The sequence below is a fragment of the Actinomadura sp. NBRC 104425 genome (assembly GCF_030269545.1).
Lineage (GTDB): Bacteria > Actinomycetota > Actinomycetes > Streptosporangiales > Streptosporangiaceae > Spirillospora > Spirillospora keratinilytica.
This window is the reverse complement of record NZ_BSTN01000041.1, coordinates 1-20,752: the sequence shown is the minus strand read 5'-3', so window position 1 is coordinate 20,752 and position 20,752 is coordinate 1. Positions and strand designations below refer to the sequence as shown.

Sequence of the window (20,752 nt, the reverse complement as noted above, 5' to 3'; positions counted from 1 at the left end):
CTCGGCGGCGGAACGCTCCACATCGGCGGCGCCCGCGACCGGCCCCGTATCAACCGGCTCCGTATCAACCGGCTCCGTATCAACCGGCCCCGTATCAACCGGCCCCGTATCAACCGGTTCCGCATCGGCCGGGTCGGGGGCGCCGGACTCGGGCGGCTCGGCGGCTAGGACTGGCTGAGCTTGTCCAGGATCGGCGCGGCCTGGCGCAGGATCTCCCGCTCCTCGGGGGACAGCGCGTCCAGCCGCCGGGACAGCCAGGCCTCCTTGCGGCGCCGCTCCCCGGCCAGCAGGGCGCGGCCGTCCTCGGTCACGCTCAGCACGACCTGGCGGCCGTCGGTCGGATGCGGGCTGCGCTCCACCAGCCCCCGGCTCTCCAGAAAGGCGATCACGCGGGTCATCGAGGGCGGCTGCACCTTCTCGTGGTCGGCCAGCTCCCGCGGGGTCATCGCGCGGTGCCGCTCGAGGGCGGCCAGCGCGGCGAACTGGGTGAGCGACAGCGGAGCCGCCGCCCCGGCCGCGTCGGGCCTCAGAGTGCGCAGGCGGCGCGACAGACGGGCGATCGAGATGCGCAGGTCTTCGGCCAGGCTTTGGACCGACACCGTGCGGCTTGTGGTCGGTGACGTGGTCATGTTCGTTCGCAGAAGTCATTGCTTTTGCTAACGATACGACGGCGGCTTGCATTCCGCCATACCGCCAGCAGGGCGCCCCGCCGCTGCGGCCGGCCACCGGGGCGTGCGCGTTTTCGCTGCGCATCGGGGGCTCGGGCGCGCAGGAGCGCGGGGCGGCGCGACTTCATCCTCCGATCGGCTCGCTGTTGTCCCGCCTCCCATGCTGCCACGCGACGCTTGACACGGAAGGACTAATGACATTAGCTTTACGGCTATCGACATTAGGAGGAGTCATGAGCGAGTTCATCGACGTCCCCGGCGGTCGCATCGCCTACGAGGTCACCGGCGACCCCGCGGGCCCCCTGGTGGTGCTGGCGCCGGGCATGGGCGACCTGCGCGGCACCTACCGCCACGTCGCGCCGGCCCTGGCCGCGGCCGGGTACCGGGTCGTCACCACGGACCTGCGCGGCCACGGCGAGTCGACCGCCGGATTCGCCTCGTACTCGATCGGGGACAGCGCGGACGACCTCGCCGCGCTCCTGCGGCACCTGGGCGGCGGCCCGGCGGTCGTGGTCGGCCACTCTTTCTCCGGCGGCACCGCGCCGCTGCTGGCGGTGCGCGAGCCGTCCCTGGTCCGCGGGCTGGCGCTGGTGGGGCCGTTCGCGCGGCCCGTCCCGCTCAACCCGGTGATGAAGCCCCTGGTCAGGCTGGTCCTGAGCTCGCCGGCGCTGTGGGGCATGTACTACAAGAGCCTCTACAAGGGGCCGCGTCCCGACGACTTCCCCGCGCATCTGGCGGCGCTCAAGGCGAACATGCGCGAGCGCGGCAGGATGGCCGCCGCCCGCGCGATGGGCCTGGACACCAAGCCCGAGCTGGCCGGGCTGCTGCCGAAGGTGTCCGTCCCGGCGCTGATCATCATGGGCACCGAGGACCCGGACTTCCCCGACGCCCGCGCCGAGGCCGCGGCCGTCGCCGCCGAGCTGGGCGGCCCCGCCGAGGTCGTGATGGTCGAGGGGGCGGGCCACTACCCGCACCAGGAGTTCCCCGCCGAGACCACCGAGGCCCTGCTGCGGTTCCTGCGGCAGGTGGCGCCCGCCGACGACGGGGTGAGCGCCTGATGCCGCGCGCGGGCCTGTCCACCGAGGCGGTCGTGGACGCCGCGATCGGCATCGTCGACGCGCACGGCCCCGGCGCGCTCACCCTGGCCGCGGTCGCCAAGGCGGCCGGGGTGGCGGCGCCGTCCCTCTACAAGCACGTGCGGAACCTGGCCGAGCTGCGCGACCTGGTGACGCGGCGGGTGATGGAGGAGCTGACGGAGCGGCTGCAGCGGGCGGCGATGGGCCGTTCCGGTGACGACGCCGTGCGGGCGGTGATGCAGGCGTACCGGTCCTACGTCACCGACCACCCGTCCCGCTACGCCGCCATGAGCCAGCAGCCGCTCACCGACCCGCGCATGGCGCTGGCGGGCGAACGGCTGCTGGAGGTGGTGCTGGCCGTGCTGCGCGGCTACGACCTGGACGGCCCCGACCTGGTCCACGCGGCCCGGTGCCTGCGGTCGGCCGTGCACGGCTTCGCCGTCCTGGAGGCGGCGGGCGCGTTCGGGCTGCCCGAGGACACGGAGAACAGCTACGAGCTGCTCGTCCGGATGGTCGTCGGCGGCCTGCGCGCCGCGCCCCCGCCGGAGCCGAACGAGCCGCCGATAGGCTGATCGGCATGACCAAACCGCGCCGCCCGGACCCGCCGCCGCTGGAGACCAACGACGTGGGCGTCGCGGTCGCCGGAACGGCGGCATGGGCGGTCGCGCTGGTCGTGCTGCTGATCGTCGGACTGCCGGACGAGCACCGGTGGTGGCTGTGGGTGTGCGTCGCCGGAATCGGCACCGGGCTGTTCGGCATCTGGTACATCCCGCGGCTGCACCGGGCCCGCGCCCGCCAACTGTCCCGGCACGAACGCGAACGCGACTCCGGCGAAGACTGACGCCGCCCTGTCTTGAAACGCGCCGGTCTCAGGGGTCCAGGTCGCTCTCGGCGAGGAGCGTGGGCAGCGCGTCGGGATCGCGCAGGACGGCCTCGGCCGACAGCCGGGCCTCCCAGCGCCCGGCGAGCCAGGCCAGGGCCCGGGCCAGCCCCCAGGGGCCGGTGGCGTGCGCCTGGCCGTCCCCGCACCACCACGGCACGAACACCCCGTCCACGACCAGGCGGTCATGCGCGAGGTAGGTGGCGGGCGCGTCCGGCAGCACCGCGCGGACGGCCTCCGGCACGGGCCGCCTCTCCCCTTGCGTCCGCACGACGCCTTCGATCTCCTCGCTCGCCGGCGGCAGATCCAGCAGTTCGGCCAGGTGCTCGGCGGCGTCGCCGTGGGAGGCGATGACCAGCGGCTGGCCGCGCAGCAGGGGCAGCAGGTCCGGGCGGTCCAGAACGAGCGCGTCGACGGCGTCCACCACCTCCACCTCGCCGTCCACGACCGCCCGCACGCGTTCGGGCGGCTCCACCGCGGACGCGGCCTCGGCGACGGCCGTCCAGAGCCGTCCCAGGTGCCGCCGGGGCACCGTGCGCGCCGGGTCGCCCATCCGGTCCAACAGCTCCTGCGCGCCGTCCGGCTCGGCCAACAGGTCCGCCAGCGACGTGCGGACGCCGAGGGCGAGCAGGAACGGGCGGTCGAGGCCGGCGGGCGCGGGGTCGTACAGCCCGGCCAGCAGCTCGTCCTCGCCGGGCAGGCGGAACTCGGTCGGGCGGCGGCCGCCCAGCACCGGATGGCGCCGCAGCCACCACGCGGTGTACGACGGCACCGCCACCCGGAGGCCGTCGTGCCGGGTGACGTGCGCGGGCTCCACCACCGCCGCCCGCAGCTGCGGACGCCCGGCCAGCAGGCGCAGCGCCGCATCCCAGTCGTCGACCAGCTCCAGGTCGCGCACGGCGTGCAGCTCCGGCAGCAGCGGCGGCAGCTCCCCGTCGCCGACGCGGGCCAGGACCTCGTCGGCCCAGCGGTCCTCGTCATCCAGGTGCAGCGTCACGTCGCCGGCGGCGAGCGCGGCGGGCTCGACGTCCTCGGCGCGGGCGACGGCGAACACCTCCAGCACCCCGGCGGCGGCCAGCACGCCGGCGCCCCACCGCTCCACCAGGTCGGCGTCGGCCACGCCGAACGGGGCGTCCGCGGCGACCAGGTCGCGCAGCGGGCTGTCGGGCAGCAGCAGCTCACCGGCCGGATACAGGTCGCCGTCGGCGGCCGGCAGCGCCAGCTCCGCCAGCCACGGCTCCTCGCCGGGCTCGATCCCGGCCGCCCGCACCAGGCCGAGCACGGCCTCGGCGATCTCGTCCGGGTCGTCGGCGTCCAGGGACCCCGCCACGGCGGCGCGCACGGCGGGGTCGGCCAGCACCGCCCGCGGCCCCGCCTCCACCGCGCCCAGCCGCGGCAGCAGCGGATGCACGGCGTCGGGGTGGACGAACCGCAGCCCCAGCGCGCCCAGCCGCTCCGGGTCGACGCCGTCGGCGGCGACGAGCAGCCCGCGCGGGCCGCGCACCAGCCGGTCGCCGCCCGCCAGCGGGACGGGCAGGGCGCCCAGGGCGTCCGCGGGCGCCCCGGTCAGCGTGTCGTACAGGCGGCGCCACCAGGCCGGTTCGCGGTCCAGGGCGGCCAGCTCGTCGATCACGTCGGCCAGGTCCAACCGCCGCACGCCCAGTGCGCCCAGCGCCGCATGCCGCACCGGCCAGGCGGGCGGCAGCAGCCCGGGCACCACGGGGTCGTCCCCGCCGCCCAGCAGTTCGACGAACGCGGCCGGGCCGTCCACGGCCACCGCGTCCCGGCCCCGCACCCGCGCGCCGTCCGCGACGGGCAGCAGCGGTACCTCGGGCAGGCGCTCCAGGACGGCGCGGCGGATGCGGGCGTCCAGCTCCCCGGCCGCCACGGGGCCGGGCACCAGGTCGAGCAGGCGCGTGGAGGCGGGCAGGGCGCGCAAGAGGCGGGTGTAGGCGTCGGCGGCGCGTTCCACCAGGAAACCGGTGAGCGGGCCGGGTGCGACGTGGCGGCGGTCGGGGGCGAGCGGGAACGAGGCGATCAGCAGGGCGGGCAGGTCGAGCCGCTCGTCGCTGGGCGTGGGGGCGTGCACGACGGCGGGCGTCCCGGCCAGGTCGCCGGTGTCGGGCATGGCCCAGCGCACCTGCCACACCGGGCGGGCGCGCTCCTCGGCGGGCCGGTCGGCCAGCAGTTCGGGCGGCAGCACGCCGTGGTCCTCGACCATGCGCCACCGCGTCCCGTCGATCACGACCGCGCCCGCCGCCTCGTCGTGTTCGGCGGTGAGGGTGCGGGTGTCGCCGTCGATGTCGATCTCGACGCACGTCAGCGCGGGCAGGGCCAGCAGCAGCGCGGGCCCGGCCTGCCGGAGCTGCTCGCGCACCCGGCCCGCGGCCGCGTCGTCGCGCAGCGGGAGCCGCACGACGGTGTCGAAGCCGTCCGGCACGGCCGCGTCCTCGTCCACGGCCTCGTCCAGCGGGAACGGCAGCCGCAGCAGCGGCACGTGCCCGCCCCGGCGGTCCAGCTCCTCCCGCAGGGCCGGTGTGCGCGCCGCCAGCGCGCGGGCGCGCTCGGCCGACCACTCCACGCCCCCCGTGCGGGCCGACGCGATCGCGGGCCGGTCGCTCACCGCCACGACGGCGGAGAACCCCACGCCGAACCGGCCGGCGGCGCCCTCGTCGTCGCGTTTGGCGGACGCGCGCAGCGTCGACAAGGCCTCCACCCCGGCGGCGTCGAACGGGGCCCCGGTGTTGGCGGCGGTCAGCACGGCGCCGCGCAACGTCAGCCGCAGGCGGCCCGGCACCCCGGCCCGCACGGCGGCGTCGGCGGCGTTCTGCGCCAGCTCCACCACCACACGGTCGCGGTACCCGCCGAGCGCGTAGTCCTCCTCGGCGTTGGCGTCCTCGCGGAACCGCGCCGGGGACCGCTCCCACGTGCGCAGCACGCGGTCGCGGATCTCCCCGGTGCCGAACGGGTCGTCGTTCACGGTCGGTGTCACCGCAGTGCGGGATCAGCTGTGGCCGAGGGCCTCTTCCTCCTCCGAGGGGGTCTCGGAGGAGCCGTCGTCGCCGGAGTCGCGGGCGGGGGTGATCTTGACGATGTCGTAGCCGACCTCGTCCAGCACCGGCGGTCCGTGCTCGGACGCCGGGGGGACGACGACGGCCTCCGAATGCGCGCCGCAGCCGTGGTCGGCCGACACCACGCGCCCGTCGTCGGGGGCGTACTCGTTTGCGCACACGCCGAACATCTGCCGCAGCTCGCCGGCGAGCGGCACGTAGAACCCGCAGGTGGAGCACTGCGCGGGCGCCGAGGCGGCGATGGGCGCGCGGGGCCCGGCGATGCCGTCGTACCAGCGGGCGGCGGCCTCCGCGCGGCCCTCGCGCGACAGCACGCGGGGACGGCCCAAGCCCAGCTCCCACTGCATCTGCTGGTCGCCCGAGTCGCCCACGTCGGCGTAGCCGGGCGCCAGCCGGACGTCGTCGGCGGCGGTGGGCAGCAGGTCGCCGGGGCCGAGGTCGCCGGGGCGCAGCCGCTCCAGCCACGGCACCCACTCGGGGGCCAGCAGGGCGTCCTCCCCGGGCAGCAGCGCGCACTCGCTGACCGTGACGACCTTGGCGCGGGCCGCCCGGGTCACCGTGACGGCCCAGTGCCAGCCCCGGTAGGCGGGGTTCAGGCACGCGAAATAGTGCGTGACCACCCGGTCACCCTCGGCGCGCAGGCCGAGGTGGTCGCCGACGGCCCCGGACGGGGACGGCTGCGTTGTCCCCGTCGCGGCCACTTCCTGCGCGGCCTCCCGGGCGAGGTCGACGGCCTCGGCGCAGGCCGGGTCGACGACAGGGGTGCGGCGGCGCGCCGTCCTGCCGGAGCGCGCCGTTCCGCTGGAACGGGACGCCCGGGCGGAGCGCGCGCCGGTGGAACGCGCGGGACTCGACTGACGGAGTGGGCTCACGTCCTCAATTCTCGCGCATGAATTGGCGTGACCGAGACCACCGGGGCCGCGCGGGGAGTTCCACGACGCGCGCCGGTGAGCACGGCGCTCACCAGGGAAACGTACTGTCGATTGGGTCGGCTCTGCGAAACACGCCGCACGGAAAAGAGCAGGACGCATGGGCATCCGGGCACGCGCGGCCGCGGTCGGGAGGTCGGCGCGCGGGGGCGTCCGCGGCGCGGGCCGTGCCGTCCGCGGCGCGGCCCGCCTGACGCGGCGCCTCACGCACGCCCGGGGCGCCGGACGCAGCGGCCTCGGCGCCCTGACCGAGGCGGGCGCGGTCAACGCCGCCGGCGACGCCATGGTGGCGGTCGCGCTGGCCGGGACGGTGTTCTTCGGCCTGGACGTGCACCAGGCCCGCGGCCGGGTGGCGCTGTGCCTGCTGGTCACGATGGCGCCGTTCGCGCTGGTGGCGCCGCTGGTCGGCCCGGCGCTGGACCGGATGCGGCACGCCCGCCGCTACGCCGTGGCCGCCACGCTGGCCGGGCGCGGCCTGCTGTGCTGGGGCATGGCCGGGGCGGTGACCGGCGGCGACGAGCTGACCTACCTGCCCGCCGCGTTCGGCGTGCTGGTGCTGTCCAAGGCGTTCGGGGTGCTGCGGGCGGCGGCGACCCCGCAGGTGCTGCCCGAGCGCGTCTCCCTGGTGACGGCGAACGCGCGGGTGTCGTTCGCCGGGCTGGTGGGCGCGGCCGTCGCCGCGCCGATCGCGGCGGGGCTGACGGTGCTGGTCGGCGCGGGCTGGCTGCTGCGCGTCACCGCGGCGGTGTTCCTGCTGGGCGTTGCGGTCGCGATGCGCCTGCCCGGGCACGTGGACGCGGCGCCCTCCCCCGCCGGCGCCGCACCGGACGCCGACGCGCCGCAGCGGCCCGGCGCGGCCATCGAGCGCGCGGACGGCGCCGAAGCACCACGGAGACGGCGGCAGACGCCGCCTCGCCTGCCCCCCGCCGTCACCGAGGCGGTCGCGGCCAACGCCGCGCTGCGGGCGTTCTCCGGGTTCCTCATCCTCTACCTGGCGTTCCTGCTGCGGCAGGAGCGGTTCGACCCGGTGTCCGGCGACATCGCGCTCGGCATGCTCGCGGCGTGCGCGGGCGCCGGGGGCCTGGCCGGCACCGCCTTGGGCGCCTGGGCGAAGGCACGCGCGCCGCGGCCGCTGGTGCTGGGCACGCTGGCGTTCGTGACGGCCGTCGCGGCGGTGTGCGCGGCGCTGTTCGGCCTGTGGGCGGCGCTGGCGGCGGCGTTCGCGGGCGCCCTCGGCCAGTCCCTCGGCAAGCTGTCCATGGACGCGACGGTGCAGCAGGAGATCGGCGAGGACGTCCGCTCGTCCGCGTTCGCGGTCACCGAGACCCTGCACCAGTTGGTGTGGGTGCTCGGCGGGCTGCTCGGCCTCGGCATGTCGACCGTCGCCGACGGCCGGGCGGCCCTGGCCGCCGTGGCGGGCGCCCTGGCCGTGTCGCTGGCCGCGCTGCTGCTGCACCGCCCGGGCCGGCGCGGCACCCGCTCAGGCCGCCGTGCCCGCGTCCCCGGCGCCCGCCCCGAAGCGACGTGACCGGGGCGCGGCCGGACGTCAGGGCGCCAGGTCGTCCGCCACGGCGCGCAGGACGGTGGCGATCTTCTTGGCCTCGGCGGAGGACGGGTGCTTGCCGCGGCGGTAGGTGTTGGAGATGCCGTCCAGCAGCTTGATGAGGTCCTCGGTGATCACCACCATCTCATCGGGCTTCTTGCGGCGGGCCTTGGCGAGCGACTTCTCCACCGACGGCAGGGTCTCCAGGGTGCGCACCGACAGCGCCTGCTGCCCCCGCCGTCCCTCGACCACGCCGAACTCGACGCGCTGGCCGGACTTCAGCGACGCGATGCCGCCGGTGAGCGCGGAGGAGTGCACGAAGACCTCACCGCCGTCATCGCGGGTGAGGAAGCCGAATCCCTTATCGGCGTCGTACCACTTGACCTTGCCAGTGGGCACGGGAGACCTCGTTCAACTCTCGTCCTGAATTGGCCTCAAGATTAGTGCCTCGCCGAGGGCCGGTGAACACGCGTGCGAGGGGCCCGGATCCCTTACGAGGCCGCGGATTGAAGCTACCTGCGGCGGCGCCTTCCGGGCATCCGGATTTCCGGATGCCGAACCATGCCGGAAAGGCCCGGGAGAGGGACGAATCAGGCGCCCGCCCCGTCGCCCGAGAGCGACACCCGGCCCGCGCCGTCGCCGAAGCCGTCGAGCCACCCGGGGAACGCCAGCAGGTCCGGCAGCACCACGTCGGCGCCGTAGGCGGTGAGGGCCGCGGCGTCGTACGCGCCCGTGGCCACGCCCACCGCCGTCGCGGCGGCGGCGCGGGCGGCGTCCACGTCGCCGGTGTGGTCGCCGACGTAGGCGCCCGCCCCGCAGCGGCGCAGCGCAACGCCCTTGTCCGCACCGAACAGGCCGCCGACCACCTCGTCCACCTCCAGCCCCAGGAAGCGCACGGTCCGCTCGGTGTCGGCCTGGTTCTTGCCGGACACCACGACGACCCGTCCGCCCCGTGCCCGCACCGCCTCGACCGCCTCGGCCGCGCCGGGCATGGGCTTGGTGGCGGGGATCGCCACGTCGGGGTAGAGCGCGCGGTAGCGGTCGGCCATCGCGGGCACCTCGGACGGCGGGAACCAGTACGCCAGCTCCACCTCCAGCGGCGGGCCGATCCGCGCGACGACCGCCTCCACGTCGATCGACACGCCGGTCTCGGCGGCGAGCTCGGCGTAGACCGCGCCGATCGCGGCACGGGTGTCGGCAAGGGTCAGGTCGAGGTCGAACCCGACGGCGAATCGCGGCGAAGCTGGCTCCAGCACGCCACACAGGGTAAAGGGAATGACATGGGGGTGAAGCGATGGCCGTCCGCCCGGGCGACGTCCCGGCGCGGCCGGGAATCGCGCCCCGCACAGCCCCGCGCTCCCCTGGTAGTGGCGATGCGACGGGATCCGAGTAGGGGAGCGCGGGAGTCCTGTGTGCGGCCGCCGTCCGGTCGCCCGGCCCGGCTGCGTTGTGCGGCGGATATACCCGGCGACCCCGGCACGAACCCTCTGAGCAGGAAAAACGCGCGTCTCGAAAGGGCGCGCGGCCCCCAAACGATCCCCCGTCGGACGGCAATCCGCGCCAACCCGAGAAAGAGGGCGCCATGGCGGACAACACCCAGACCACGATGACCGGTCGCAGCGGCGGCCGGGCGGGTGCGACCCCCGGCCGGCACGCACGGCTGTCGGGCGACACCGCCCGGGCCGCCCGCAAGCGGGTCGTCTCGGCGCTGGCCGGGGCGGTCTCGCTCGCCACCACGGCGGTGGTGCTGGTGCTGGCCGTGCACATCGTGTTCGTGGCATTCGAGGCCAACACCGGCAACGAGCTGGTGCGTCGGGTGGCCGGGTGGGCGCACGACCTGGCCTGGCAGTTCAAGGACGTGTTCCAGCCCGCGAACCCCAAGATCGCGGTGGCGGTCAACTACGGCCTGGCCGCCCTGGTGTACCTGCTGGTCGGGCGGCTCGCCGTCGGGCTGGTCCGCCGGCTCGACTGACGCGGCGCGGGCCCGCCCGGCGGTGCGCCCCGGCCGGGCCGGTCGCGGCCCGGTCGCGGTCCTTGAGGGTGTGGTCGGTGCCGGTGGCCGGGCCCGCCGTCCGGGCCGGCGGTCAGACCGGCTGCGGCCGGGTCAGTCGCGGCCGGGGAAGCGGACGGTCTTGAACGGCCACGTGGTGACGACCCACTCGCGGACGAACTCCTCCAGTTCCCGCTCCAGGGACGGGTCGTCCTGGTCGTCGCGCACCCAGAACACCACGACGGCGTCGGCGTCGGGGGTGTCGGACGGCGCGATGTGGATGCGGCCGAGCTGGCACTCCTCGTCCGGCGTGGTGACCGCGTAGCTGAACGAGCGGCGCAGCTGGCCCTCCTTCTGCAGCCAGGCGATGTCGATCAGCGCCTGGTCGAAGGTGAACTCCTCGGCGGGCCAGCCCCAGTCCGGCCCGAACCGCTCGCGCAGCCGCTCCAGGCTGCCCCGCACCGCCGCGTAGTCCTTGACCACGTCGTGCACGGTGATCGGGCGGATGCGGAAGCGCGGACCGGCGACCAGCGTGGGCACCACGAAATCGTCGGGCAGGAACGTGCGGCGCGCCCCCGTGCGCGCCGTGCCCGCAACATCCGCACCCGGCGCCTCGGGAGGCTCGTGGGGCGCGGGGGACTTCGGGGACGTCGTGAGCTCGGCGAGCTCCTCGGGTTCGATACGGGCAGCCTCTCGGGGCTGCGGATGCGGAGCCTCTCGGCTGATGCGCAGGGCCCCGCCGATGAACGTGCGCGGTGATCCGCGGATCCTCCTCCGCGGCAGTACTGCCATTCGCTTGGTCCCTCCCGTACGCCCCTTTCCGGATAAAGGGCGTAGCAAGAACTTTAGCCGCCGGCGGCGGTGCGAGTCGCGTCACGATCCGGGTGTGCCGGGCACAGGACGGCGGCGGTCGGCGCGAACATGCCGTACTGTTCTTGCGGAGGAACACGTGACCAAGCCGACTTCAACGCGCGAGCGGATCGTAGCCGAATCGCTGCGCCTGTTCGCCGACCGCGGATACGCGGCAACGTCGGTCGCCGAGATCGAGGCGGCGGCCGGGCTGTCGCCGGGTGCGGGCGGGCTGTACCGCCACTTCCGCTCCAAGGAGGAGGTGCTGGCCTCCGCCATCCGCGAGCACATCGAGCGCACCCGCAAGCAGGTCACCGAGGTGCTCGAGCACGCCAAGCAGTACGAGGACCGCCCGCTGGAGGTCCGGCTGCGGATGACCTGCCAGGCCGGGCTGGCCAAGATGCGCGAGGAGCAGGACCTCATCCGGGTGCTGTTCCGCGACCTGGACCAGTTCCCGCACCTGGTGGCCGAGATGCGCGAGGGGATCGTCAACCCCCTGTACGACGGCATCGCGCGGTGGCTGTCGGAGCAGCCGGAACTGGCCGACGCCGACGAGGACTGGCCCGCGATCGCCTCCGTGCTGGGCGGCGCGGTCGTCAACTACTGGCTGGCCAACGAGTCGATGTACGAGCCGCCGACCCGCATCGACGAAAAGCGCTTCGTGGCGAGCTGGGCCCGGCTGGGCATGGGGCTGGTGAAGCGGGCCCCGGCCGCCTCGTCCTGACCGCGTACGCCGTCCCGCGCCCGCCCGGCGCTCTCCGCACACGCCTCACGCCGACTAGGTTGGGAACGGCATGGAGAGTTACGCCGACTGGCTGCGCGCACGCGACGACGCCGAGCTGCGCGCCCTGCTGTCCGCGCGGCCCGAGCTGATCACTCCGGTGCCGGCCGACCTGGACGCCCTCGCGGCCCGCGCCACCGCCCCGGCCGCGGTCTCCCGCGCGCTCGACCGGCTCGACCGCTTCACCCTGGCCGTGCTGGAGGCCGTGCTCGTCCTGCCCGACCCGGCGCCGCGGGCGCTGGCGGACGCGATCGGCGCCAGCGAGGCGGAGGCCGCGGCGGCCCTCGACCGGCTGCGCGGCCACGGCCTGGTGTGGGGCTCGGAGCGGACGGCCGCCGCGCCGGGCGTCCGGCAGGCCCTGCCGCATCCCGCCGGGCTGGGGCCGCCCGCGCGGGAGGTGTTCGCCGGCTATCCCGTCGGACGACTCGTCGGGCTGATCACCGACCTGGACGCCAAGCCGCGCGGGTTCCCCGACGCCGACCGGCTGCTGCGCCGCCTGACCGAGCTGCTCGCCGACCCCGAACCGCTGATCGCCGACGCCGGGGCCGACGCGCGCGCCGCCCTCGCCCAGCTCGTCTGGGGGCCGCCGGTGGGCCGCGTCGCCGACGCCCGCCGCCCGGTGCGGGTCGCAACCGCCACCACCCCGATCGAGCGCCTGCTGGCGCGCGGCCTGCTCGCCGCCGAGGACGACCGCACCGTCACCCTGCCCCGCGAGGTGGCCCTGCACCTGCGCGGCGGACGGCTGTTCCGGGACGTCACCGCCCAGCCGCCCCCGCTGACCGGCCGCACCGGCGGTGTGCCCGCCCGGTCCGGCGAACGCCCGGAGGACGCGGTGGCGCGCGCCGCCGCCGGAACCGCGTTCACCGCCGTCCGCATGGTCGAAGAGCTGCTGGAGCGCTGGGGCCTGGACCCGCCGCCCGCGCTGCGCAGCGGCGGCCTGGGCGTGCGCGACCTGCGGGCCACCGCGGCGCAGCTGGACGTCGAGGAGTGGCACGCCGCGCTGCTGATCGAGACGGCGTACGCGGCGGGCCTGCTCACCCGCACCGGCGAGCTGGGCGGCGAGTGGCTGCCCACCCCCGCCTACGACCTGTGGCTGCTGCGGGACACCGCCGGACGCTGGACGGACCTGGCGCTCGGCTGGCTGGGGTCCGACCGCGTCGCCGGGCTCGTCGGCGAACGCGACGACCGCGACCGGCTGATCAACGCACTGGGCGACGCGGTTGTGCGGCCCGTCGCCCCGTCCACCCGGACGCAGGTGCTGCGCGAGCTGGCCGAGGCCGGACCGGACCTGGCCGCGGACGCCGACTCGGTGCGGGCCCGCCTGGCCTGGCGGCGGCCGCGCCGTTCGGGCCCGCTGCGCGACCGGCTGGTCGACTGGACGCTGCGGGAGGCCGCCGCGCTCGGCCTGACCGGGTTCGGCAGGCTCGCCCCGCACGCCCGCGACCTGCTCGACGGCGCCGACCCCGCGCCCGGCCTGGACAAGCACCTGCCGCGTCCGGTCGAGGAGATCCTCATCCAGGGCGACCTGACGGCCGTCGCGCCGGGCCCGCTGGTCGCCGAGCTGGCCCGGGAGCTGGCGCTGGCCGCCGACGTGGAGTCCACCGGCGCCGCCACCGTCTACCGCTTCACCCCCGACTCGATCCGCCGGGCGCTGGACGCGGGACGCACCGCCGACGAGCTGACCGCCCTGCTCACCCGGCACTCGACGACCCCGCTGCCGCAGCCGCTGACGTACCTGATCGAGGACGTGGCGCGGCGGCACGGCGCGCTGCGGGTGGGGGCGATGGCCTCGTACGTGCGCACCGACTCGCCCGCCGTCCTGGACGAGATCCTCGCCGACCGGCGCGCCGCCCGGCTGCGGCTGCAGCGCCTGGCGCCGACCGTGCTGGCGTCGGGCCTGCCGCGCGGCGAGCTGCTGGACGGGCTGCGGTCGCTGGGGCTGTCGCCGGTCGCCGAGACCCCCGAGGGCGGTGTGATCATCACCCGTCCGGACGCCCACCGCGCCGAACCGCCGCCGACCGCCGAACCCGCCCGGCTGCGCGCCGACGCGACCGTCGACGAAGCCATGATCGCCGCGGCGGTGCGGGCGCTGCGGGCCGGTGACGAGGCCGCCCGGCTGGGCGCCGAGCACGCCGCGTCCGCCCCGTCCGGCGAGCCGCCCCGCTCTCCCGCCGCCGCGACCATCGAGATGCTGCGCGACGCGGTCGAGCGCGGCGCCCGGGTGTGGATCGGCTATCTGGACCAGCAGGGCCGGGCGTCCAGCCGCATCGTGGAGCCGGTGCGCGTCGAGGGCGGCTATCTGACCGGCTACGACGCCACCCGCGCCGCCGTCCAGCGGTTCGCCCTGCACCGCATCACCGGCGTCTCCGAAATCGACTACTGAAAACGCGCACCGGGAAAAGCGGTTGCCGTCCGCGCGGCGGATGCGGCACGGTTGTGATCGTCACGATGACGACGGAAGGAGGACCGGTGCGAACCGCGCGATGCAAATGCCGTCTACGACGGTCGAATTCCGCAGCCGTCCTCCGCGCGGCGTCGCGGCCGCCGTTTCCGCGGTGCTGACGCCGACGATTCGACGCGACGATGACGTGCGCGCCCGATGCGCAGGCAGCGGTTACTTCCACTGATAATGGAGAGGTCGCAGGTTCGAGTCCTGCCCGCCCGACTCAACGGGCGGTAGCTCAGCCGGATAGAGCGCTAATGTACCGCCGCCGCCCGGTTCTCGGGCGCGCCCTTTCACTTGCCCCTCCCGGTGCGCAGGCCGGAGTTACTTCGGGTCGAGCAAGGTTCAATTCCTTGGGACTCCACCGCAGGTGGGTCTGACACCTTCGGCCGATGGGAACTCGGGAGGGGCTCCGACTTCCGCCGCCCGGTGCGCGTTCTGCGCGCGGCCCTGTTTCTCGGGCGGCCGACAGGAGGTTCGTACCGACAATGGCGAAGTTCAACCGTTCACGCCTGGTCGGCGCGGTGAGCGCCGTGCAGTCCCGGTCCGCGCCCACCGCCCGCACCCACGAGGGCGCCCCGGGCTACAGGCGCGACCCCAAGAGCGAACTGTTCCTCCTGGCGGTGTCGAACATGGTCGGCGAGCAGACCTTCTACGAAGGCGCCGACGAGCGCGACGAGCGGTTCCGCACGCTGGCCGGACGGGTCGCGCTGGACGACCCGGACTGGACGGCCCGCATGATCGGGTGGCTGCGCGCGGACGCCGGGATGCGTTCGGCGGCCGTGGTCGCGGCCGCCGAGGGCGTGCGGGCGCGGCTGGCCGAGCGGCGCGCGGGCGGCAACCGCCCGATGATCGCCGCGGCGCTGCGCCGCGCCGACGAGCCCGGGGAGCTGCTGGCGTACTGGCGCGGCCGGTACGGACGGGCGCTGCCGCAGCCGGTCAAGCGCGGCGTCGCCGACGCCGTCCGCCGCCTCTACGACGAGCGCTCGCTGATCAAGTACGACGGCGGCGGCTTCCGGTTCGGCGACGTCATCGAGCTGACCCACCCGCGGCCGCGCACGCCGCGGCAGGGCGACCTGTTCCGGCACGCCATCGACCGCCGGCACGGCCGCGGCGACGGCATCCCCGCGTCGCTGGCCACGCTGCGGGCGAGGGCCGAGCTGCTGGCCCTGCCGGTGGACGAGCGGCGCGCGCTGCTGGACCGTCCCGGCGCCGAGCGCGTGCTCGCCGACGCCGGGATGACCTGGGAGTCGCTGGCGGGCTGGATCCAGGGGCCGCTCTCGGCGGCGTTCTGGGAGCGGATCATCCCCTCGATGGGCTACTTCGCGCTCCTGCGCAACCTGCGCAACTTCGACCGGGCGCACGTGTCCGACGAGGTCGCCGCGCAGGTGGCCGAACGGCTGGGCGACCGGGAGCGCGTCGCGCGGTCGCGGGTGCTGCCGATGCGGTTCCTGGCGGCCTACCGGGCGGCGGCGCCGCGCTGGACGGGCACGCTGCAGCGGGCGCTGGACGCGTCGCTGGCGAACGTCCCGGCGCTGCCCGGCCGCACGCTGGTGCTCGTCGACCGCTCCGAATCGATGTTCTGGCGGCCGTCGGCCCGCTCCGACCTGACCGCGGCGGACGCGGCGGCGGTGTTCGGCGCGGCGCTGGCCCTGCGGGCCGAGCACGCCGACCTGGTGCAGTTCGGCACCGACCACGCCCGGGTGCGGTTGCGCCGCGGCGAGCCGGTGCTGAAGGTCGTCAAGCGGTTCCGGGCGCTCGGCGGGACGAACACCGCGCAGGCGGTGCGCGACAACTACCGCGGCCACGACCGCGTGGTGATCGTCACCGACGAGCAGGCGTGGCCGGGCGTCCACGGCGAGGAGCCCACGCGGGCGGTGCCGCAGCGGGTGCCCGTCTACACGTGGAACCTCGCCGGCTACCGGTACGGCCACGGCCCGTCGGGCAGCGGGACGCGGCACACGTTCGGCGGGCTGTCGGACGCCGCGTTCTCGATGATCCCGCTCATCGAGGCCGGCCGGAACGCCGACTGGCCGTTCTGAGCGGGTGTGCGCGGGGCTCGGCCGCGTGCACACCCGCTCCGCGCCGCGACCTATATTCGCTATCGGCTACGAATGCGGATGAACCAACGGATAGCCTGCACAGTCCAACCAATCAATAAAACCGGACGGACCGCGCCCCGCCGGTAGGGGCGGTCGGCCGGTCCGATCGCTACGGAAGGGGCCCCGAGTGAGCGGGTACGGAGGGCAGCCGTCCGGGTGGAGCGACCCCTACGGGCAGCAGGACGGCGGCTGGCAGAACACGCCGCACCCGGGTACCGCACAGCCCGGCTGGGACCCGTACGGCCAGTACAGCGCCCCACCGCAGCCCTCCTACGGCTACGGCCCGCCCGGCGTGCCCGGCCACGCCCCCAGCGCCAACGGCGCCGCCATCGCCGCGCTCGTCTGCAACATCCTGCTCGTCGTGTCCTGCTGCAACGTGCTGGCCATCCCCGGCATCGTCACGTCCTCGCTGGCCATCAGCCGCTCCGCCACCGCCCCCGAGTCGGCCCGCACGCTGACGGTGTGGAGCTGGGTGATCTTCGCGCTGGCGGTGGTCATCGCGATCGCGGCGCTCATCGTCGCGATCGTCCTCGACGGCGGCTCCTCGTCGTCCACCTACGACAGCGGCAGCAACATCTGACCAGCGGACACGGCACCCGGGACCCGGGCGCCACGTCCAGCCGGCGCGAGCAGGGCCACCGCCCGGCCCGTCCGCCCGCAAGCCGACCGCCGGAGCAGAGCCGGCCCGGCCCGGGAAGACGCGAGCGGCCCAGCGTGTTGCACACACGTACGCCCGGCCGCCCGGAGACCCCTACCTGTAGCACGGGCCTGGAGTAACGTGCTTCTCAAGTGACGGCTGTGAACGTGCCACCCACTTCCGACGCCTGACGGGGGCTGCTTTCCGTGTCCGACGGTCCGCTGATCGTGCAGTCCGACAAGACCCTGCTGCTGGAGGTCGACCACGACCTCGCCGACGCCTGCCGCACCGACATCGCCCCGTTCGCCGAACTGGAACGGGCGCCCGAGCACATCCACACCTACCGGGTCACACCGCTGGCCCTCTGGAACGCCCGCGCCGCCGGCCACGACGCCGAACAGGTCGTCGACACCCTCCTGCGCTACTCCCGCTACCCGGTGCCGCACGCGCTGCTGGTGGACGTGGCCGACACGATGGCCCGGTACGGGCGGCTGCGCCTGGAGAAGCACCCCACCTACGGCCTGGTGCTCGCCTCCTCCGACCGGGCGGTGCTGGAGGAGGTGCTGCGCTCCAAGAGGGTCCGCGGCATGCTCGGCGAACGCGTCGCCGACGACACGGTGGTGGTCCACCCGTCCCAACGCGGATCGCTGAAGCAGGCGCTGCTGAAGCTCGGCTGGCCCGCCGAGGACCTGGCCGGCTACGTCGACGGCGAGGCCCACCCCATCGACCTGGTCGAGGACGGCTGGGCACTGCGCTCCTACCAGCGCGAGGCCGCCGACGCGTTCTGGCACGGCGGGTCGGGCGTCGTCGTCCTGCCCTGCGGCGCCGGGAAGACCCTCGTCGGCGCCGCCGCCATGGCGCGCGCCCGGGCGACCACGCTGATCCTCGTCACCAACACCGTCTCGGCGCACCAGTGGAAGCAGGAGCTGCTGCGCCGCACCTCGCTGACCGAGGACGAGATCGGCGAGTACACCGGCGCCAAGAAAGAGATCCGGCCGGTCACCATCGCCACCTACCAGATCATGACGACGCGCCGGAAGGGCGCCTACACCCATCTGGAGCTGTTGGACGCCCGCGACTGGGGCCTGATCGTCTACGACGAGGTCCACCTGCTGCCCGCGCCGATCTTCCGGATGACCGCCGACCTGCAGGCGCGCCGCCGCCTCGGCCTGACCGCCACGCTCGTGCGCGAGGACGGCCGCGAGGGCGACGTGTTCTCCCTGATCGGCCCGAAGCGGTACGACGCGCCCTGGAAGGAGATGGAGAACCAAGGCTGGATCGCCCCCGCGGACTGCGTCGAGGTGCGGGTGACGCTGTCCGACTCCGAGCGGCTCGCCTACGCCACGGCCGAGCCGGACGAGCGCTACCGGTTCTGCGCCACCACCGAGACCAAGACCAGGCTCGTCGAAGCCCTGGTGCAGCGGCACCGCGGCCAGCAGACCCTGGTCATCGGCCAGTACATCGACCAGCTCGACGAGATCGGTGCCCTCCTCGACGCCCCCGTCATCAAGGGCGAGACGCGGGTCCGGGAACGCGAACGCCTCTTCGACGCCTTCCGCTCCGGGGAGATCAGCGTCCTGGTGGTCTCCAAGGTCGCCAACTTCTCCATCGACCTGCCCGAGGCCTCCGTCGCCGTCCAGGTGTCGGGCGCCTTCGGTTCGCGCCAGGAGGAGGCCCAGCGCCTCGGCCGCCTGCTGCGCCCCAAGGCCGGCGGCCAGACGGCCCGCTTCTACGCGGTCGTCGCCCGCGACACCCTGGACCAGGAGTACGCCGCACACCGGCAACGCTTCCTCGCCGAACAGGGCTACGCCTACCGCATCGTCGATGCCGACGCCGTCCTTGCAGGCGAAGAGATCTGACGCCGCCGCCGCGCAACGGCAAGGCTCTGGCGATCCGCCAGAGGCCGGCCCGTCGCGGCCAAGAACCTCAACACCCTCTTCACGCGCAACCACGGGTCCGGACCCCCGCGTGAGACGCCGGCGGCGCCGACCGGCCGCGCCGTTGCCATCCCTGGCGCTGTCTGTCTGGTCGAAGCACCGTCTTGACTTCCTCCCCACGCTCAAAGGCGGGGGATTCCAACCGTCACCGGTTGGTTTTTCTGCTTCGTCGCCGTCTGCCCTCCGGGCTTACGCCGTTTGAGTCTTACGTCGGCTCCACAGGCGGACACCGCCGGCCCGGCGGCCGCAATGTTCTCGGCGGCGTTGACGTCCCGGTCGGGGACCGCGACGCACCCGCATATCCATTGCCTCACCTTGAGGGGCATCGCCTCGTTGACCGCGCCACAGTTTGCGCACAGCCTGCTGGAGGTGAACCACCGGTCCACGACAAGCAGTGCCTGCCCGTACCAGTCGCACTTGTCCTCCAAGCCGCGTCAGAGATGGCGCGGGCCGGCGAGCGGTTGCGGCCCCTGTTGCGGACGGCCAGGTCCTCGATCACGACCGTTTACTTCTCACGGACGAGCCGAGTGGTGATCTTGTGCAGGAAGTCGCGGCGCCGGTCGGCGATCCGCGCGTGATTCCGCGCCACCCTCTGCCGGGCCTTGTCGCGGTTCTTCGAGCCCTTGGCCTTGCGGGTCAGGTCCTCGTGCGCCTTGGCGAGGCGTTCCCGGTCGCGGCGCTCGTGCCGGGGGTCGGCGACCTTCTCCCCGGTCGACAAGGTCACCGGCGAGGTGACCCCGGCATCGACGCCCACGGCCCACTCGGACGGGGCCGGGCGTGTGATGGCGTCCACGCACAAGATGGACACCGACCGGCGCCCGGCCGCATCCCGGGAGACGGTGACGGTGGACGGCTCGGCACCCTCGGGGAGGGGGCGGGACCACACGATGCGCCAGTGCTCGCGCATCGTGGCCAGGTTGAGCCAGCCGTCACGCCACTTGAACGCGCTGCGGGTGTACTCAGCCGACACCCGCGACTTCTTCTTGCTCTTAAACGTGGGGTACTCGGCCCGCTTGGCGAAGCAGTTCACAAACGCCACTTGCACGTGCCGCAGCGCCTGCTGCAACGGCACGCTGGACACCTCGCCCGAAAACACCGGTTCCTTGCGCTTGCATTCGGTGAGCATCGCGGAGGTCTCGGCGTAGGAGACGCGGCGCTGCTGCGCATACCGGGCGCGGGTGCGTTCCTCCAGCGCCCGGTTGTCGACCAGGCGGACGCAGTTGAACGTACGCGACGGCTGTGCTGCCTGTTCCTCCGTGGGATGGAAGCGGTACCGCAAAGCCCGCTTCACCCGCCGCGCCATGTCTCACATTCCATGCCTCCGCTTGCGAGACGCATGTTCGCGATCAGGCTCGGCAGCGTGCCGGGTCGTGTTTCCTCCCCAGGGCCAAAGCCCGGGGTCTCCACACTCAGGAGTTTTCGATGAACGCGCCGGCCCCTGTGGAAGAACAGTGACGGACGCTCGTGATCTGCCGACCGACAGCGACCGCCGACGACGCAACCGCCCCCACCTCGACCGGCTCGCCCTCGAACGTCCGCCGACCTGTTATAAGGACACACACCGTCACACGCACCCATTCACAGCTGCAGTCGGGCGGATTGGCCCAAGGGAGCCGCGCAGGCCACACCGCGATCACGACAACCAGAACGGCGGCGCCACCGCCACCAAACAACCCCGGAAAACACCCCGAGGAAAAGAGAAAGGCCCCCGCCACAACGGCGGGGGCCTCCCAACTGAAGAAAACGTCCGGCGGCGTCCTACTCTCCCACACAGTCACCCATGCAGTACCATCGGCGCTGAAGAGCTTAACTACCGGGTTCGGAATGGGACCGGGTGTTTCCCCTT

At 74.4% G+C, this 20,752-nt stretch carries 16 protein-coding genes, 1 tRNA gene, 1 rRNA gene and 1 pseudogene; 11 read left to right on the top strand and 8 right to left on the bottom strand.

Going from position 1 to position 20,752, the window contains the following annotated elements:
• Positions 1 to 164 precede the first annotated feature (164 nt).
• The gene (locus QSK22_RS31770; protein WP_285498175.1) at positions 165 to 629 is read right to left on the bottom strand and encodes a MarR family transcriptional regulator; all 465 of its coding nucleotides are present in this window, start codon (positions 627 to 629) and stop codon (positions 165 to 167) included.
• A gap of 272 nt (positions 630 to 901) precedes the next feature.
• Here QSK22_RS31770 and QSK22_RS31765 point away from each other — a divergent pair, with 272 nt between their 5' ends.
• The 3 genes from QSK22_RS31765 to QSK22_RS31755 are packed head-to-tail and all read left to right on the top strand — an operon-like array spanning position 902 to position 2,585.
• Positions 902 to 1,726, top strand: a complete 825-nt coding sequence (locus tag QSK22_RS31765) for an alpha/beta fold hydrolase (RefSeq protein ID WP_285498174.1) — start codon at positions 902 to 904, stop codon at positions 1,724 to 1,726.
• Positions 1,726 to 2,316 carry a TetR/AcrR family transcriptional regulator gene (locus tag QSK22_RS31760; RefSeq protein WP_285498173.1) on the top strand — a complete coding sequence of 197 codons (591 nt, stop codon included), beginning with the start codon at positions 1,726 to 1,728 and terminating at the stop codon, positions 2,314 to 2,316. Before QSK22_RS31765 ends, QSK22_RS31760 begins: the two co-directional genes overlap by 1 nt.
• A gap of 5 nt (positions 2,317 to 2,321) precedes the next feature.
• On the top strand, positions 2,322 to 2,585 hold the full coding sequence (locus QSK22_RS31755) for a DUF2530 domain-containing protein (protein WP_285498172.1): 264 nt from the start codon (positions 2,322 to 2,324) through the stop codon (positions 2,583 to 2,585).
• 28 nt (positions 2,586 to 2,613) lie between these two features.
• Here QSK22_RS31755 and QSK22_RS31750 read toward each other — a convergent pair whose 3' ends face one another.
• A complete protein-coding gene (locus QSK22_RS31750; RefSeq protein ID WP_285498171.1) occupies positions 2,614 to 5,616 on the bottom strand; it encodes a sacsin N-terminal ATP-binding-like domain-containing protein in 3,003 nt (1,000 codons plus the stop codon).
• Positions 5,617 to 5,628: 12 nt separating this feature from the next.
• Complete coding sequence (locus QSK22_RS31745; protein WP_352231510.1) at positions 5,629 to 6,567, bottom strand: DUF3027 domain-containing protein; 939 nt, start codon at positions 6,565 to 6,567, stop codon at positions 5,629 to 5,631.
• 157 nt (positions 6,568 to 6,724) lie between these two features.
• Between QSK22_RS31745 and QSK22_RS31740 the strand changes: the two genes are divergently transcribed.
• Positions 6,725 to 8,152, top strand: a complete 1,428-nt coding sequence (locus QSK22_RS31740; RefSeq protein ID WP_285498170.1) for an MFS transporter — start codon at positions 6,725 to 6,727, stop codon at positions 8,150 to 8,152.
• A gap of 18 nt (positions 8,153 to 8,170) precedes the next feature.
• Here the strand turns inward: QSK22_RS31740 and QSK22_RS31735 are convergent, their stop codons facing one another.
• Both QSK22_RS31735 and QSK22_RS31730 read right to left on the bottom strand, forming a co-directional pair.
• A complete protein-coding gene (locus tag QSK22_RS31735) occupies positions 8,171 to 8,566 on the bottom strand; it encodes a cold-shock protein (RefSeq protein ID WP_285498169.1) in 396 nt (131 codons plus the stop codon).
• Between the two features lie 191 nt (positions 8,567 to 8,757).
• Positions 8,758 to 9,423, bottom strand: coding sequence for an HAD family hydrolase (locus QSK22_RS31730; RefSeq protein ID WP_285498168.1), 666 nt, complete (start codon positions 9,421 to 9,423; stop codon positions 8,758 to 8,760).
• A 326-nt stretch (positions 9,424 to 9,749) separates the two neighbouring features.
• Here QSK22_RS31730 and QSK22_RS31725 point away from each other — a divergent pair, with 326 nt between their 5' ends.
• Positions 9,750 to 10,139: a hypothetical protein gene (locus QSK22_RS31725; protein ID WP_285498167.1), complete on the top strand. Its 390-nt coding sequence runs from the start codon at positions 9,750 to 9,752 to the stop codon at positions 10,137 to 10,139.
• A 132-nt stretch (positions 10,140 to 10,271) separates the two neighbouring features.
• Here QSK22_RS31725 and QSK22_RS31720 read toward each other — a convergent pair whose 3' ends face one another.
• Entirely contained in the window at positions 10,272 to 10,949 is a 678-nt protein-coding gene (locus QSK22_RS31720) for a hypothetical protein (RefSeq protein WP_285498166.1), read from the bottom strand.
• A gap of 157 nt (positions 10,950 to 11,106) precedes the next feature.
• On the opposite strand from QSK22_RS31720, the gene QSK22_RS31715 reads away from it, so the two are divergent.
• From QSK22_RS31715 to QSK22_RS31690, 6 genes are all read left to right on the top strand, one after another.
• The gene (locus tag QSK22_RS31715; protein ID WP_285498165.1) at positions 11,107 to 11,730 is read left to right on the top strand and encodes a TetR/AcrR family transcriptional regulator; all 624 of its coding nucleotides are present in this window, start codon (positions 11,107 to 11,109) and stop codon (positions 11,728 to 11,730) included.
• 70 nt (positions 11,731 to 11,800) lie between these two features.
• Positions 11,801 to 14,170, top strand: coding sequence for a helicase-associated domain-containing protein (locus QSK22_RS31710; RefSeq protein ID WP_285498164.1), 2,370 nt, complete (start codon positions 11,801 to 11,803; stop codon positions 14,168 to 14,170).
• A gap of 221 nt (positions 14,171 to 14,391) precedes the next feature.
• Positions 14,392 to 14,452 (top strand) — tRNA-Ser (locus QSK22_RS31705).
• 266 nt (positions 14,453 to 14,718) lie between these two features.
• Positions 14,719 to 16,272: a TROVE domain-containing protein gene (locus tag QSK22_RS31700; RefSeq protein ID WP_285498163.1), complete on the top strand. Its 1,554-nt coding sequence runs from the start codon at positions 14,719 to 14,721 to the stop codon at positions 16,270 to 16,272.
• 187 nt (positions 16,273 to 16,459) lie between these two features.
• The gene (locus QSK22_RS31695) at positions 16,460 to 16,912 is read left to right on the top strand and encodes a hypothetical protein (RefSeq protein WP_285498162.1); all 453 of its coding nucleotides are present in this window, start codon (positions 16,460 to 16,462) and stop codon (positions 16,910 to 16,912) included.
• A 263-nt stretch (positions 16,913 to 17,175) separates the two neighbouring features.
• The gene (locus QSK22_RS31690; RefSeq protein WP_285498160.1) at positions 17,176 to 18,828 is read left to right on the top strand and encodes a DNA repair helicase XPB; all 1,653 of its coding nucleotides are present in this window, start codon (positions 17,176 to 17,178) and stop codon (positions 18,826 to 18,828) included.
• 200 nt (positions 18,829 to 19,028) lie between these two features.
• Here the strand turns inward: QSK22_RS31690 and QSK22_RS31685 are convergent.
• Together QSK22_RS31685 and rrf are read right to left on the bottom strand one after the other, a co-directional pair.
• A pseudogene (locus QSK22_RS31685) lies at positions 19,029 to 20,209 on the bottom strand (RNA-guided endonuclease InsQ/TnpB family protein).
• Between the two features lie 442 nt (positions 20,210 to 20,651).
• A 5S ribosomal RNA gene (rrf, locus tag QSK22_RS31680) occupies positions 20,652 to 20,752 on the bottom strand; the annotation flags it as partial.